The organism is Microbispora hainanensis (assembly GCF_006874475.1).
Lineage (GTDB): Bacteria > Actinomycetota > Actinomycetes > Streptosporangiales > Streptosporangiaceae > Microbispora > Microbispora hainanensis.
Genome location: NZ_VIRM01000003.1, coordinates 249,020 through 264,211 on the forward strand (window position 1 = coordinate 249,020; position 15,192 = coordinate 264,211).

Sequence of the window (15,192 nt, forward strand, 5' to 3'; positions counted from 1 at the left end):
GAGTGTCAGAAAGATTTGCAGCCTGTAACGGCGTGGTGACGCGATCTCCGTCAGAGCACGGGCAGGTAGCGGCCCAGCTCGAACTCGGTCACCTGGCGGCGGTAGTCCTGCCACTCCGCGCGCTTGTTGCGCAGGAAGTAGTCGAAGACGTGCTCGCCCAGCGTCTCCGCGACCAGCTCGCTGTGCTCCATCGCCACGATCGCCTCGTCGAGCGACTGGGGCAGCGGCTGGATGCCGAGCGCGCGCCGCTCCGCGCTGGTCAGCGCCCAGACGTCGTCCTCGGCCCCCGGCGGCATCTCGTACCCCTCCTCGATGCCCTTGAGCCCGGCGGCCAGGATGACGGCGAAGGCGAGATAGGGGTTGCAGGAGGAGTCGACCGAGCGGAACTCGATGCGGGTCGAGCCGCCCTTGTGCGGCTTGTACATGGGCACGCGCACGAGCGCGGAGCGGTTGTTGTGCCCCCAGCAGATGTACGCGGGGGCCTCGCCGCCGGCCCCGGCGATCGCCTCGGCGCCGCCCCACAGCCGCTTGTAGGAGTTGACCCACTGGTTGCAGACGGCGGTGATCTCCGCGGCGTGCCGGAGCAGCCCGCCGATGAACGACCGGCCGATCTTGGAGAGCTGATAGTCGGCGCCGGGCTCGTAGAAGGCGTTGCGGTCGCCCTCGAACAGCGACATGTGGGTGTGCATGCCCGACCCGGGGAAGTCGGTGAACGGCTTGGGCATGAACGAGGCCCACACCCCCTGCTCCAGCGCCACCTCCTTCATGACCAGGCGGAACGTCATGATGTTGTCGGCCGTGGTCAGCGCGTCGGCGTAGCGGAGGTCGATCTCCTGCTGGCCCGGCGCGCCCTCGTGGTGGCTGAACTCCACCGAGATGCCCATCGACTCCAGCATCATGATCGCGTTGCGGCGGAAGTCGTGGCCCGCGCTGTGCGGCGTGTGGTCGAAGTAGCCGCCATCGTCGATCGGCTCGGGCTTGTCACCCTTCTCCGGCCGGTTGCGCAGCAGGAAGAACTCCACCTCGGGATGGGTGTAGAACGTGAAGCCCATGTCGGCCGCCTTGGCCAGCGTCCGCTTGAGCACGAAGCGCGGGTCGGCGTGCGACGGCGAGCCGTCCGGCATCAGGATGTCGCAGAACATGCGGGCGGCGCCCGGCGACTCGCTGCGCCACGGCAGGATCTGGAACGTCGCGGGGTCGGGCTTGGCCAGCATGTCCGACTCGTAGACCCGCGAGAAGCCCTCGATCGCCGAGCCGTCGAAGCCGATGCCCTCGGCGAAGGCGCCCTCCAGCTCGGCCGGCGCGATCGCCACCGACTTCAGGAAACCGAGCACGTCGGTGAACCACAGCCGGATGAACCGGATGTCTCGCTCTTCGAGCGTGCGGAGCACGAATTCCTGCTGGCGGTCCAAGGCGTACCTCACGGAGTCACAGGTCTGGTCTCCTACCAGTCTGCCCGGTGAGTGTTTCACAGGGGTTACGGGGGAGTGTGAGCCGGCGGTCCTGCGGCTCACCACGGCCCGGAACGGCGGCGGCGCCCGGCGGCGCGGGCGGAGACGGTGACGAGGATCACACCGAACAAAACCCGCGGCCGGGGCGTCGATGCCGTTGATCCGGTGTTGATCGGGCGTCGACCCGCGCGCACTACCTTCCCGGCATGCCGGTGCACGACCCGAAGGAGCCCCCGTCCGTGGCACGACCGCTGCTCGACTCCGCGGAACCCCGGCTCCGGCGGCTGCGTGCGCTCGACTGGCCGGGGCGGGTGCGGGTGCTCGGGCCCGCCGCCGCGATGGCGATCACGGGCGCGGCGATCTGCCTGGAGCTCGCCGACATCTGGGTGACCGCCCAGTTGCCCGACTCCCCCTACACGCCGCTGCCGTTCGCGCCCGAGGACGTGGCCGGCACCACGCTCCCGATCTTCGGCGTGCTGCTGGTGATCTCGCGGCCCCGGCTGCTGCTCGGCTGGCTGCTGTGCCTGGGCGGCCTGGGCTCGGCCGCCAACATCCTCGCCGCCAACACGGCGGCCCTGCTCGTCCTCCGCGGCGGCCATCCGCTGGTCCACCCGCTCTGGGTGTTCGCCGACGGCGTGTGGAACCTCACGACGTACGCGCTCGGGGTGCTGCTGCCGCTGCTCTATCCCACCGGGCGCATCCTGTCGAAGCGGTGGTGCGTGCCCGGGGGCGTGACCGCCGCGGCCCTCGCCCTCGACTGGCTGTGCTCGCTGATCGCCCCGTCGAGCGTACGCACCGGCGGCAACGCGCTGGAGGTGGCGGCCTTCGCGCCGTACTACGAGGGCACCCGGCAGGTGCTGCACACGGTCGTCGCGGTGGGCATGGCGCTGGCGTTCTCCTCGCTCGTCGTCCGCTTCACCCGGGCCGACGGGATCGAGCGCCGCCAGATCCTGTGGCCGCTGGTGGCCATGGCCGGGGTGGTGATCCCGTGGGTGATCGGCCATCCGGTCTGGTGGACGGCCTCGCTCACGCTCCCGCTGGTGCCGGCCGCGATCGCGGTGGCCGTGCTGCGCTACCGGCTGTACGGCATCGACACGCTGATCAGCAGGGCCCTCGTCGGTGCGGGCCTGGTCGGCGTCGTCGCCGCCGTCTACGTGCTCGTCGGCGCGGGCTCCAGCCTGATCCTCTCCGGCGTCGACCGGTTCGCCGGCCTGGCCGCGGCCCTGTTCGCCGGGGCGTTCTTCCATCCGATCCGGAGCGGCCTGCAACGCCTCGTCGACCGCGCGCTCTACGGCAGGGGCGGCGACCCGCTCGCGCTCGCCGCCGGGCTGCGGCGGCGCCTGCAGCACGCCGATCCCGCGCACGCGCTGCTGGCCGCCCTGGAGGTGCTGCGCGAGGGCCTGTCGGTCACCGGCATCGCGGTGGAGATCGACGGGAACGTCACGACGAGCGGGCGGCCCGGTCCCGTGACGCGGGAGATACCGCTGGTCTGGCACGGCGAGCCGGTCGGCCGCCTGCTCATCGGCCCGCCGGGCGGGCGTCGTTTCCCCGCCGCCCACGACGAGCGCGTGATCGCGGTGCTGGCGCCGTACGTCGCCGACGCCGCGCACACAGTGGCGCTGACCACCGCGCTGCAGCGCTCACGCGAGCGCATCCTGACGGCCCGGGAGGAGGAACGGCGGCGGCTGCGCCGCGACCTGCACGACGGGCTCGGGCAGACGCTGGCCTCGATGGCGATGACGATCAACATGGCCCGCCACAGCCTGGAACGGTCCCCGGAGACGGCCGACGCCCTGCTGCGGGACCTGCGCGAGGGCATGAACAGCGTCACCGCCGACGTCCGCCAGCTCGTGTACGGCCTGCGTCCCCCGGCGCTCGACGACCTCGGGCTGGCGGGAGCCGTACGCGCCCTGGCGGAGGAGGCGCGCCCCGGCCTGGCGGCCGGCGAGGAGTCGGTCGCGGAGGTCGAGGTGACCGGGGACATGACCGGGCTGCCCGCCGCCGTGGAGGTGGCGGCCTACCGCATCGTGCAGGAGGCGCTGACCAACGCGCGCAAGCACGCGCAGGCCCGGCGGGTGCGGGTGGTCCTGCACAGGAACGGCGAGCTGCGGGTCGTCGTGGCCGACGACGGCGTGGGGCTGCCGCCGGGCCGCCGGTCGGGCGTGGGCATGAGCTCGATGGCCGAGCGGGCGGCCGAGCTGGGCGGCACCTGCGCCGTCGGCTCCGAACCCGGCCACGGCACCACGGTCACCGCCCGGCTGCCCGCCGTGCCCGCCCTGCCGGCCCTGCAGTGACTAGGAGTGATCCCGAGTGACCCGGAGCGGCCCGGAGCGGCCCGGAGCCGCACGGGGTGATCCAGGAGTGAGCAGGACCGATCCGGGGTGGATCAGGAGACGTCGGCGAGCGACTCGCCGGCCGGGGTCCGCCGGTAGAGCACCTCGCGGCCGAGCCGCCGCCGCGCCACCAGGCCCGCGTCGGACAGCACGGCGAGGTGCTGGCTGACCGCGCCCGGCGTGAGGCCGAGCCGCCGGGCGAGGCCGCTGGTCGAGCCCGGCTCGGCCAGCGCGGTGAGCACCTGCGCCCGGGTGCGGCCGATGAGCGCGGCCAGCGCCTCCGGCGTGCAGGGAGGCGAGCCGTCCGTCCACAGCGTCCCGACGCCCCGCGCCGGATAGCACAGCATCGGCAGGTAGGGCTCGTACATCACCCAGACATCGGGCCAGGAGAAGGCGCTCGGCACGAGGACGAGGCCGTCCCCGCCGAGGTCGCCGTCATAGTCGCAGTTCTTGGCCGTGACGAGCCGGTCGCCGTGCCAGGCGACGCCCGGGTGCAGGTCGGCGAACAGCTCGCGCACTCCCCCGGCCGCCAGCATGCGGGCCCGCCCCATGACGTCGCCCTCCAGCAACGCGCGGATCCGCGGCCAGAACTCCTCGATGGCGACCGTCCAGTACGCCAGCAACTGGTCGGTCACCCGCCGCACGCCCTCCGCCGGGTCGTCGGCGAACCGCCGCAGCGCCGCGGGATCGGACGTCTGCACCCAGACCATCTCCTCGTACGCGGTGGTGGGCGGCGTGGCGCGCACCCGCTCCAGCTCGGCGGCGAAGTCCGGCAGCGGGGTGTCGGGCGGCGGGGTGAGGAAATCGGGCACGTAGCCGCGCACCGGGACCAACGCGAACAGATCTGTGAGATCCACCTCACGCAGGCGCGGCCGTACGGCCCGCAGCCACGGCAGGTGCAGCGAGTGGCGGCCGGGGGCCCGCAGCACCCGGAGGCTGGCGACCAGCTCCCACATGGGAGAGAACGCGAACCGCAGCCGCGCCACGTCGTCAGGCGTGAACCGCCACTCCACCGGCATGATCGCCCCCAATGTTTCAGCCAGGGCTAAAAGATTGGCACGGCGCGGCCCCGGTGTCCAAGGGTGGACGACGTGACCACAGTGATCAGCAGGACCGGCTTCATCCAGTCGAAGGTCGGCGGCCTGCCCCGCCCGTTCTGGGTGCTGTTCGGCGGAACGTTCGTCAACCGGCTCGGCACGATGGTGGAGCCGTTCATCGGCATCTACCTCACGCAGGCACGCGGTGTCTCGCTCGCCACCACCGGGCTGGTCATGACGATGTTCGGCCTGGGGTCCCTGCTGTCGCAGCCGGTCGCCGGGTGGCTGACCGACCGCCTCGGGCGCCGGATCACGCTGACGGGCGGCATGGTCGCCACGGCCGTCACCATGGTCGCGCTCGGCTACACCACCAGCGTGCCGGGGCTCGTCGTGGGCATGCTGCTGCTGGGCATCGTGGTGGACGCCTACCGCCCGGCCTCGCAGGCGATCGTCGCCGACCTGGTGTCGCCGGAGGACCGGCCGCGGGCGTTCGGGCTGCTGTTCTGGGCCATCAACCTGGGCTTCTCGGTCGCCATGGTCGCGGGCGGCTGGCTCGCCCACTCGGGCTTCACCGTGCTGTTCTGGGTGGACGCCGTGACCTGCCTGATCTTCGGTCTCCTCGTGTGGCGGGCGATCCCGGAGACCCGCCCGGCCCGCGAGGACGCGCAGCCCGGCCGGTTCGCCGACGTGCTGCGCGACCGGCTCATGCTGGCCTTCGTCGTGGGCAACCTGGTGTACGCGCTGGTCTACCTGCAGGGCTTCACCACGCTGCCGCTCGCCATGACCGGTCAGGGGCTGCCCACGAGCGCGTACGGCATGGCGATGGCGGTCAACGGCCTGCTGATCGTGGTCGTCCAGCCGCTCACCAACGCGTGGCTGGCCCGGTTCGACTCGTCCAGGGTGCTCGCGGCGGGGTTCGCGCTCGTCGGCGTCGGGTTCGCGGTGACCTCCCTGGCGTCGTCGGCGGCCGGGCACGCGGCGGCCGTGGCCGTCTGGACGCTCGGCGAGGTGCTCACGGCCGGGATCCCGGGGGCGATCGTCGCGGCGCTCGCCCCGCCCCACCTGCGCGGGCGCTACTCGGGCCTGTACGGCCTGTCCTGGTCGGCCGGCACCCTGCTCTCGCCCCTCGTGGGCACCCGGCTGCTGGCCGCCGCCCCCGGGCTGGTGTGGCCGCTGTTCGGCGCCCTCGGCCTGCTCGCGGCGGCGGGACAGCTCCTCATCGGCCGCGCCATACGCCGCCGCGCCGCCCGGACGGCGTAACCGGGCGTCGCGCCGGACGGGGGTGCCCGCCCTTCTGCCCGCACCGCCCGCGCAGGCCCGCGAGGACCGGCACACCACCGCGCGGGGCGGGGGCGCCGGTCCGCTCCTCTCGACTTTCCTGGTCGAACTGGAACGGGACAGGACATAATCCATCGCAGCATGGACGAGAATCCCCCTGCCTTTCCCGTGCGGGCGGTCGCCTGGGCCATGGCGGCCCTGGCACTGGTCCTGACCCTCGCGGGGGTGCTGGTCCAGGTCCGGATCCCCGCGGAGTGGCGGCCGCACCCCCCGTTGACGCCGGACTTCGGCGTCGCGCTCACGTTCCCGCTCACGGGAGCGTTCCTGGTGTCCCAGCGGCCCCGGCTCAGCATGGCCTGGCTGATCTGGGCGGGCGGTCTGCTGGGCTCGGGCAACGTGGCCTTCACGGCGCTGATGTTCCACTGGGCCTCGCAGGGCGACATGGGGGCGGCCGTCACGGCCCGCGCGGTCCAGGTGATCTGCTGGGCGGTGTCGGGCCTGCTGCTGGCGGTCCTGGTTCCGCTCTACTCCCCCACCGGGACGCTCCCCTCCCGCCGCTGGCGCGTGGTCGTCGCCGCCGGCGCCGTCGCCACCGCCGCCGAGATCGTCCTGGGCCTGCTGCGGCCCGATCCCGATCCCGCCGATTACCCCTGGCCGGCGGTGATCCACAACCCGCTGCAGGTCAGGGCCCTCATCCCCTACTACGTCACGGTGTGGGACGTCCTGCAGTACGCGATCCAGGCCTGCGTGGTGGCGGCGCTGGCCTCGCTCGTGCTCCGGCTGCGGCGCGCCGATCCGGTGACGCGGCGGCAGATCGCCTGGCCGCTGTCCGTCTTCGCGGTGTACGTGGTGTTCTACCTGCTCGGCCCCGCGATGTGGCTGCCCGCGACGCTGTGGACGGCGCTCATCCCGTTCGCGATCCTCTTCGCGGCGCTGCGCTACCGGTTGTACGGCATCGACACGGTGATCAGCCGGACGTTCGTCACCGCCGGGCTCCTCGGCGCGATCGGCGTCGTCTACTTCGCGGCCGGGGCGGTCTCCAGCCTGGTCGTGTCCGGATATCACCAGGTGGGCGGCCTCGTGGCGGCGCTGTTCGCCGGCGCGTTCTTCCAGCCGCTGCGCCGCGTCCTGCAGCGCGTGGTCGATCGCGCCCTCTACGGCAGGGTGGGCGATCCGGCACTGCTCGCCGAACGGCTGACGCAGGAGGTGCGGCGGGCCGACCCCGCCGACGCGCTGGCGTCGGTGGTGACGGTCGTGCGCGAGGGCCTGGCCGTGGACGGCGTCGCCGTTGAGATCGACGACGGCAGGCCGCGTTATGTCGAGAGCGGCCAGGTCGGGCCGTCGCCGCGCGAGGTGCCGCTGGTCTGGCACGGCGAGCCGGTCGGCCGGCTGCTCGTCGGGCCACCGGGCGCCCGCCGGTTCGCCGCCGCTCACGACGAGCGGGTGCTGTCCACGCTGCTCCCCTACGTGGCCGACGTCGCGCACGCCGTACGGATGGCCGCCGACCTCCAGCGCTCGCGTGAGCGCATCCTCGCCGCCCGCGAGGAGGAGCGGCGGCGGCTGCGCCGCGACCTCCACGACGGGCTCGGCCAGACGCTCGGGGCGATGGCGATGACGATCAACATGGCCAGGATCAGCCTGGCCAAGTCGCCGGACACCGCCGACGATCTGCTGCGCGACCTGCGGGTCGGCATGGACGCGGTGGCCGGCGACATCCGCGAGCTCGTGTACGGCCTGCGGCCCCCTGCCCTCGACGACCTGGGGCTTGAGGGAGCCGTACGCGCGCTGGCGGAGGAGACGCTGCCCGCGGGGACGGACGGCGTCGAGGACGTCGCGGTGCGGGTGGACGGCGACCTCGCGGGGCTGCCCGCCGCAGTGGAGGTCGCGGTCTACCGCATCGTGCAGGAGGCGCTCAACAACGTGCGCCGCCACGCGCGGGCCACCCGCGCCGAGGTGGTCGTCGCGCGTCACCCGGCGGGGGACGGCGGCGGCGAACTGCGGGTGACGGTCGCCGACGACGGCGCCGGCCCGCCCGCCCGGCCGCGCGCGGGAGTCGGCATGTCCTCGATGCGCGAGCGCGCCGCCGAGCTGGGCGGAAGCTGCGTGGTCACCGCCCCCGAGACCGGCGGCACGGTCGTCGAGGCCAGGTTCCCGCTCACCGCCTGAGCACCCGCCGTCCGCCTCGTGACCCAACCGAGAGCCGCTCGGCACGACCGCGATCTCCACTGCCTCTACGCTTACCGTGCGATGGTGACTTTTCGTGCTCTTGGACCGTTCGAAGCGGTTTCCGACGGCGAGACGCTCGACCTGGGCGGCCAGCGGCAACAGGCCGTGCTCGCCCGGCTGATCGTGGCCGGAGGACGCGCCGTGCCGGTGAGCGTGCTGATCGACGAGCTGTGGCCCGGCGAGCCGCCCGCCCAGGCGCTGTCCACGATCCAGGGGTACGTGTCCCGGCTGCGGCGGGCGCTCGAACCGAACCGCGCACCGCGTGAGGAGGCCGGCGTCCTGGTGTCGGCCCCGCCCGGCTACGCGCTGCGCGCGGACGTCGAGGACGTGGACTGCTGGCACTTCGAGCACCTGGTCAAGAGCGACCACGAGGGCCCGGCCGCGACGCTGCAGCGGATGGAGACGGCCCTCGCCCTGTGGCGCGGGCCCGCGCTCGCCGGGTTCCAGGAGCTGACCTGGGCGCAGACCGAGGCCACGCGGCTCGACCAGCTTCGCCTGCTCGCCGTGGAGCGCCGCGCGGACGCCGCCCTGCGGCTGGGCCGTACGGGCCCGATGATCCCCGACCTGGAGGCGCACGCGTCGGCCCACCCGCTGCGGGAGGAGGCCTGGCGGCTGCTGGCGCTCGCGCTCTACCGCGCCGGGCGGCAGGGTGACGCGCTCGGCGCGCTGCGCCGGGCCCGGGTCGCGCTGCGCGACGAGCTCGGGCTCGACCTCGGCCCGGCCCTGCAGCGGCTGGAGCAGGACATCCTCGTCCAGGCGGAGCATCTGGACGCCCCCGGCCCGGCCGCCGACGCGCCGCCGGACGGGCCGTCCGGGCCGGTGACGACGGCGGGGGCCACCTCCGTCGTGGCGGCTCTGCGCGTGCTGATCGCCGACGACCAGGCGCTGGTGCGCACCGGTCTCAAGGTGATCCTCGACAGCGAGCCGGGGCTCGACCTCGTCGGCGAGGCGGAGAACGGCGAGCAGGCGATCGCGCTCGTCCAGTCGGTGCGGCCCGACGTGGTGCTCATGGACATCCAGATGCCGCGCCTGGACGGCCTGGCGGCGGCCCGGCGGATCCTCGCGGCGGAGGCGCCGCCGAAGGTGATCATGATGACCACCTTCGGCACCGACGAGAACCTCTACGCCGCGCTGCGGGCCGGGGTGAGCGGCTTCGTGCTGAAGACATCGGCGCCCGAGCAGCTCATCGCGGCGGTCCGGGCGGCCGTGGCGGGCGACGCGCTGCTCGACCCGGCGGTCACCACCCACCTCATCGCGGCGTTCGCGGGCCGGCGCGACCCGGCGGCGCCGGAAGGGCTGTCCGACTCCGACATCGACCTGATCAAGCTCGTCGCCCGGGGCTTCACCAACCGGCAGATCGCGATGACGCTGGCCGTTCCGGAGCAGGAGGTCGCCGACGAGGTCAGGGCGCTGCTGCGCGGCCTCGGCCTGGTCGACCGCGCCCAGCTCGTGGTCCTCGCGTACGAAAGAGGGCTGGTCAGCCCCGGCTCGCCCGGCGCCTGACCCTTATCGTCGCTTTGACGACAAAGAATCGGACACTTTAGGGTGGGACCGTGGCTCAACTGCGTATCGCCCTTGCCCAGACCAATCCGATCGTCGGTGACATCGCCGGCAACGCCGACATGCTCGTCGAGTGGACCCGCAGGGCCGCCGGGCGCGGCGCGCACCTCGTGGTGTTCCCCGAGATGTTCCTGACCGGCTACCCCGCCGAGGATCTGGTGCTCCGCTCGTCGTTCGTGGAGGCGTCGATCACGACGCTGTCGAAGACGGCCGCGCGGCTCGCCGACGAGGGGCTCGGCGATCTCCCCGTCGTGGTGGGCTACCTCGACCGGGCCGACCTCGCCCCGCGCGTGGGCCAGCCCAAGGGCGCCCCGCTCGACGCGGTCGCCCTGCTCCACGAGGGCCGGGTGGTGACGAAGTCGGCCAAGCACCACCTGCCGAACTACGGGGTGTTCGACGAGTATCGCTACTTCGTGCGCGGTGACCGCCTGCCGATCTTCCGCCTGCACGGCGTGGACGTCGCCGTGGCCGTGTGCGAGGACCTGTGGCAGGACGGCGGGCCCGTGTCGGTGGTCGCCGAGGCCGGCGCCGGCCTGCTCGTCGTCCCCAACGGCTCGCCGTACGAGACGAACAAGGACGACGTGCGGCTGGAGCTGTGCGCGCGGCGGGCCCGCGAGGCGGGCTGCGCGCTCGCGTACGTGAACATGCTCGGCGGGCAGGACGAGCTGGTCTTCGACGGCGACTCGCTCATCGTGGACGCCTCCGGGGAGCTGGTCGCCCGCGCGCCGCAGTTCGAGGAGGACCTGTTCGTCACCGACCTGGAGCTTCCGGAGGGCACGGGCGAGCTCGGCGAGTCGCGCCACGACGCGCACGACGGCACCGTCATCACCGTCGAGCGGGTGCTGCTGTCGGCCGCGCCGGTCGAGCCGTACGAGCCGGAGACGCCGGTCGTCGCCGAGCGGCTGGACGACCTGGCCGAGATCTACCAGGCGCTCGTGCTCGGCGTGCGCGACTACGTGCGCAAGAACGAATTCCGCTCGGTCATCCTCGGCCTGTCCGGCGGCATCGACTCCGCCCTCGTCGCCACGATCGCCGCCGACGCGATCGGGCCCGAGCGGGTGCACGTCGTGCTGATGCCCTCGCGTTACTCCTCGGACCACTCGATCACCGACGCGGAGGAGCTGGTGCGCCGCCAGGGGCTCCACTCCCGGATGGTGCCGATCGCCGACATCGTCGCGGCGTTCGAGAAGGAGATCGAGCTGCACGGCCTGGCGGCCGAGAACCTCCAGGCCCGCGTGCGCGGCATGCTGCTGATGAGCCTGTCGAACGAGCACGGCCACCTGGTGCTGACCACCGGCAACAAGAGCGAGCTGGCCACCGGCTACTCCACCCTGTACGGCGACTCGGCGGGCGGGTTCGCCCCGATCAAGGACGTGCTCAAGAGCCTGGTCTGGAAGCTCGCGGAGTGGCGCAACGCCCAGCCGGGGCAGCCTCCGATCCCGGAGAACTCGATCACCAAGGAGCCGAGCGCCGAGCTGCGGCCCGGCCAGCGCGACACCGACTCGCTCCCGCCCTACGACGTGCTCGACCGGCTGCTGCGCGACTACGTGGAGCGCGACATGGGCCGCGACGAGCTGATCGCGGCCGGCCACGACCCCGAGCTGGTCACGAAGATCATCCGCCTGGTCGACTCGGCCGAATACAAGCGCCGGCAATACCCCCCGGGCCCGAAGATCACGCCCAAGAACTTCGGCCGCGACCGCCGCCTGCCCATCACCACCCGCTGGCGCGAGGGCCTCTAGCTAGGCCCGCACGTCACGCGTACGGACCAGCAGCCAGGCGCCGAGCAACGCCGCGGCGGCCCAGGCGGCCGTCACGCCGAGGCCCTCCCACGGGCCGAGCGGAAGGTCGTCCAGGTGCGTGGTCGTCTGGACCGCGAGCCCGGCGTTCGCCGGTGTGGCCTGCCAGAGCAGCCGCCGCCAGCCCGGGTCGGCGGCCATGTGCGGGACGAGCGGCAGCACGTACAGCAGGCCGCACACCACGCCGGCCGCGGTCGCGGAGTCCCGCACGGCGGTGGCGATCCCGAGGCTGAGCAGGGCGATCAGCGCGAGCTGGAGCACCGTGCCCGCCGCCGCCCGCAGCGTCGGGCCGTCCGCCAGGGACAGCGGCGGGTGGCCGTTGGCGGCCGTGAACCCGTTGCCCGGCAGGATGAGCCGCGCCGCCAGCACGGACGCGAGCACCGCGACCGTCCCGGCGGCCAGCGTCAGGCCGGTGAGGACGGCGGCCTTCGCGGCCAGGACCCGGCCCCGGTGCGGCATCGCCGCGAACGTCGTCGCGATCATGCCGGTGCCGTACTCGCCGGTGACCGCGAACACGGCCAGGACGGCCACGGCCGCCTGGCCCGCCTGGATCCCGGCGAGGCCGAGCCGGGGGACGTCCTGGTCGCAGCCCGCCGCCGGGCAGGACACGGTCGCGGCCACGGCGGCGCTCGCGGCGGCGGTGAGCACGACGACGGCGGCGGTCAGCCACGCCGTGCCCGGTGCGGTGCGCGTCTTGGTCCACTCCGCGCGAAGCTCCCGTCTCACGCGTCCCCCTTACTCACCGTGTGTCCCTTGCTCTGACGTCCGCCCTGCTCATGTGCCGGCCCTGCTCATGCGTCGGCCCTGCTCATGCGTACGGCGGCCAGGACGGCGGCGAGCGCGGCGTAGCCGCAGAGAACGGCGAGCCCGGCGAGGGGCGGCAGCGGATAGTAGCCGCCCTGGGGGCTGTAGTAGCCGAGCACCTGCGCGTACTCCGGGACACTCTGCTGCACCGCGAACCCGGCCGCCGGAGTGAGCCGCAGCAGCCACCGCGCCACGCCCAGGGGCAGGACGGAGGCGGTGGCGAGAATGTGCGGCACCACGACGAGCCCGGCCACCACGGTGACCGCCGCCGCGCCGCGCCGCACCAGGGCGCCGCAGGCGAGGGCGAGGACCGCGACGGCGGCCGTCAGCGCCGCGACACCGGCCACGACCCGCAGCTCGGTGAACGTGCTCACCGGGAGGACGGCGTTGCCGTTCGCCCGGAGGATGCGCGCGCCGAGGGGCACGGTGAGGGCGGCGGCGGTCAGGCCGGCGGCGAAGGCCACCGCGCCGATGACCACCGTCTTGGCGGCGAACGCCCGGCCCCGCCGTGGCGCGGCCAGCAGGGTGGTGCGGAACAGGCCCCGCCGGTGTTCCGCGGTGACGAACAGCACCGCCACCACCATCACCGCGACCAGCCCGGCGGCCTGGCCGGAGAGCGTGCTCTCGATCCGCATGCCCTCCGTGCTCGGGGCGACGTCGCCGACCCCGGTGATCGTGAACGTTCCGCCGGACTCGGTGAAGCGGCCCGGGTGGTGGGGTGTCCTGCCGCCGGGCTCGTACGCCACGCCGACGTCGTCGTGACTCCACGTGCCGCCCGTCCGGCCCTCCACCCGTCCCTCCAGCCGGACCTGGTCGAAGACGGCGGTCGCCTCGGTGAACCGCACCTGGACGGAGGCGCCGCCCAGGTTCCCTCTGCTCACCGTCAGGTCGCCCGGGGAGGCCACGAACATCCCGGCCTCCACCGTGGCCGGCAGCCGGGCCGGGCGGGCCGTGCCGACCACGATCCACCGCCTGCCGTCGTCGGACTCGTAGCCGGTCAGAGTGCCGCCCGACCGCGTCAGCCGCAGCCAGCGCGGTGACCCCGGCGAAACGCCGCCGGGCCCGCCCGCGACGTCCTCGGTGAAGTCGTGCTGCATCCGCACGCCGTGCCGGGCGGTGACCATGACCGCGGCGTACGACGCGCCCTCCCGGACGCCGTCCTTGACCATGATCCCGGCCTTCGCCCACGGCACGACTCCGGCCACGACGTTGCGCACCCCCGGGGTGGCGTCGGGAAGCCGGATCTGCCCGGTCATGGAGTCGACCCGCACGGTGATCGAGCCGTCGCCGTCCAGCCGGCGGTGGACGAAGAAGAAGCGGTCGCTCACCGCCTCACCGCCCGGCCCGGTCGTGAGCGTGCAGGCGGTCTCGACGTCGCCCATGCCGCAGGAGGCGTGGCTGCCCGCCGCGGACATCAGCCCCAGCGCCACGACGAGCGCCACGCCGACGGCCATGCCGGCCACCCAGCCGCGTACGGTCCTGAACTTGGTCCATTCGGCGTGCACGAGGTGCCGGAAGCCGTCGCGCCCGTTCGCCCCGTGGCCAGTCACGACAGTCGTGGAGTCCGTCATGAGGTCGCCGTCCCGTCTCCGGGGGTCGTGGCGCGGAACTCGACCGCGTCCCGGCTCAGCTCCATGTACGCCTCCTCCAGCGACGCGCGGTGCGCGGCCACCTCGGAGAACGGCACGTCGTTCGCGCCGAGAAGGGCGACGATCCGCCCGGCCTCCAGCCCGGAGACGGTGAGCGTGTCGCGGTCCTGGACGGCCACCCTGGCCCCGGCGCGGGCCAGCACCTCCATCGCCTCCGGACGCGCGGTCGTGCGCAGCGTGACCCGCCCGTCGGAGGCGGCGGCGATCAGGTCGGCGACGCTCGTGTCCGCCACCACCCGTCCCCGGCCCGCGACCACGAGGTGGTCGGCCATGTCCTGCATCTCGCTCATCAGGTGGCTGGACACCAGCACCGCGCGCCCCTCGGCGGCCAAGGACCGCAGCAGGCCGCGGATCCACACGATGCCCACCGGGTCGAGGCCGTTGACCGGCTCGTCCAGCATGAGGACGGGCGGATCCCCGAGCAGCGCGGCGGCGATGCCGAGGCGCTGCCGCATGCCGAGCGAGAACCCGCCCGCCCTGCGCCGCGCCACCGCCCCCAGCCCGACCTGCTCGATCACCTCGTCGACCCGTCGCGCACCCAGTCCCTGGGAGTGGGCCAGCCACAGCAGGTGGTTGCGTGCCGTACGGGAAGGCTGCAGCGCGGCGGCGTCCAGCAGGGCGCCGACCTGGCACAGAGGAGCCCGCAGGCTCCGGTAGGGCCGGCCGCCGACCAGCGCGGAGCCCTCGTCGGCCGTGTCCAGGCCGAGGATCACCCGCATCGTGGTGGACTTGCCCGCGCCGTTGGGCCCGACGAAACCCGTGACCCGGCCCGGCAGCACGGTGAAGGACATCCCGTCCAGCGCCACGGTGGGGCCGTAGCGCTTACGCAGTCCGATTACTTCGATGGCGGCTCGCATGCCCGGCAGGTTAGGCGGCGGCGGGAACGCTCGGCGTCACGGCGGGGAGCGATCTTCGCCCTCCCCGGCGTGAGGGACCTTCCATCCCTCCTGTGAGGGATGTCCGAAAAGGGATTGCCTGGGACAATCACCTCCCGTGGAGCGAGCGGACGACCGGAGAGACAGGCGGGGGTGGCCTCCTCGCGCGTGGACATCCGC

10 protein-coding genes are annotated in these 15,192 nt (G+C 73.6%); 5 read left to right on the plus strand and 5 right to left on the minus strand.

Annotated features, from left to right (window positions below; translation table 11 throughout):
- Nucleotides 1–50: 50 nt before the first annotated feature.
- Nucleotides 51–1,412 (minus strand): type I glutamate--ammonia ligase, encoded by a 1,362-nt coding sequence (glnA, locus tag FLX08_RS04130; RefSeq protein WP_142616884.1) that lies wholly within the window; start codon nucleotides 1,410–1,412, stop codon nucleotides 51–53.
- Nucleotides 1,413–1,657: 245 nt separating this feature from the next.
- Here glnA and FLX08_RS04135 point away from each other — a divergent pair, with 245 nt between their 5' ends.
- Nucleotides 1,658–3,745: a sensor histidine kinase gene (locus tag FLX08_RS04135; protein WP_142616828.1), complete on the plus strand. Its 2,088-nt coding sequence runs from the start codon at nucleotides 1,658–1,660 to the stop codon at nucleotides 3,743–3,745.
- Between the two features lie 92 nt (nucleotides 3,746–3,837).
- Here FLX08_RS04135 and FLX08_RS04140 read toward each other — a convergent pair whose 3' ends face one another.
- Complete coding sequence (locus tag FLX08_RS04140; protein WP_142616829.1) at nucleotides 3,838–4,803, minus strand: ArsR/SmtB family transcription factor; 966 nt, start codon at nucleotides 4,801–4,803, stop codon at nucleotides 3,838–3,840.
- Nucleotides 4,804–4,875: 72 nt separating this feature from the next.
- Between FLX08_RS04140 and FLX08_RS04145 the strand changes: the two genes are divergently transcribed.
- From FLX08_RS04145 to FLX08_RS04160, 4 genes are all read left to right on the plus strand, one after another.
- On the plus strand, nucleotides 4,876–6,081 hold the full coding sequence (locus FLX08_RS04145) for an MDR family MFS transporter (RefSeq protein ID WP_208761244.1): 1,206 nt from the start codon (nucleotides 4,876–4,878) through the stop codon (nucleotides 6,079–6,081).
- Nucleotides 6,082–6,240: 159 nt separating this feature from the next.
- Entirely contained in the window at nucleotides 6,241–8,265 is a 2,025-nt protein-coding gene (locus tag FLX08_RS04150; protein ID WP_142616830.1) for a sensor histidine kinase, read from the plus strand.
- An 81-nt stretch (nucleotides 8,266–8,346) separates the two neighbouring features.
- On the plus strand, nucleotides 8,347–9,828 hold the full coding sequence (locus FLX08_RS43205) for a BTAD domain-containing putative transcriptional regulator (protein ID WP_142616831.1): 1,482 nt from the start codon (nucleotides 8,347–8,349) through the stop codon (nucleotides 9,826–9,828).
- A 50-nt stretch (nucleotides 9,829–9,878) separates the two neighbouring features.
- Complete coding sequence (locus FLX08_RS04160; protein ID WP_142616832.1) at nucleotides 9,879–11,627, plus strand: NAD+ synthase; 1,749 nt, start codon at nucleotides 9,879–9,881, stop codon at nucleotides 11,625–11,627.
- Here the strand turns inward: FLX08_RS04160 and FLX08_RS04165 are convergent, their stop codons facing one another.
- The 3 genes from FLX08_RS04165 to FLX08_RS04175 form a co-directional block, all read right to left on the minus strand.
- On the minus strand, nucleotides 11,628–12,410 hold the full coding sequence (locus tag FLX08_RS04165) for an ABC transporter permease subunit (protein ID WP_142616833.1): 783 nt from the start codon (nucleotides 12,408–12,410) through the stop codon (nucleotides 11,628–11,630).
- Between the two features lie 65 nt (nucleotides 12,411–12,475).
- Nucleotides 12,476–14,059, minus strand: coding sequence for a DUF1349 domain-containing protein (locus FLX08_RS04170; RefSeq protein ID WP_244312391.1), 1,584 nt, complete (start codon nucleotides 14,057–14,059; stop codon nucleotides 12,476–12,478).
- A complete protein-coding gene (locus FLX08_RS04175) occupies nucleotides 14,056–14,994 on the minus strand; it encodes an ABC transporter ATP-binding protein (RefSeq protein WP_142616834.1) in 939 nt (312 codons plus the stop codon). Before FLX08_RS04175 ends, FLX08_RS04170 begins: the two co-directional genes overlap by 4 nt.
- Nucleotides 14,995–15,192: the final 198 nt, after the last annotated feature.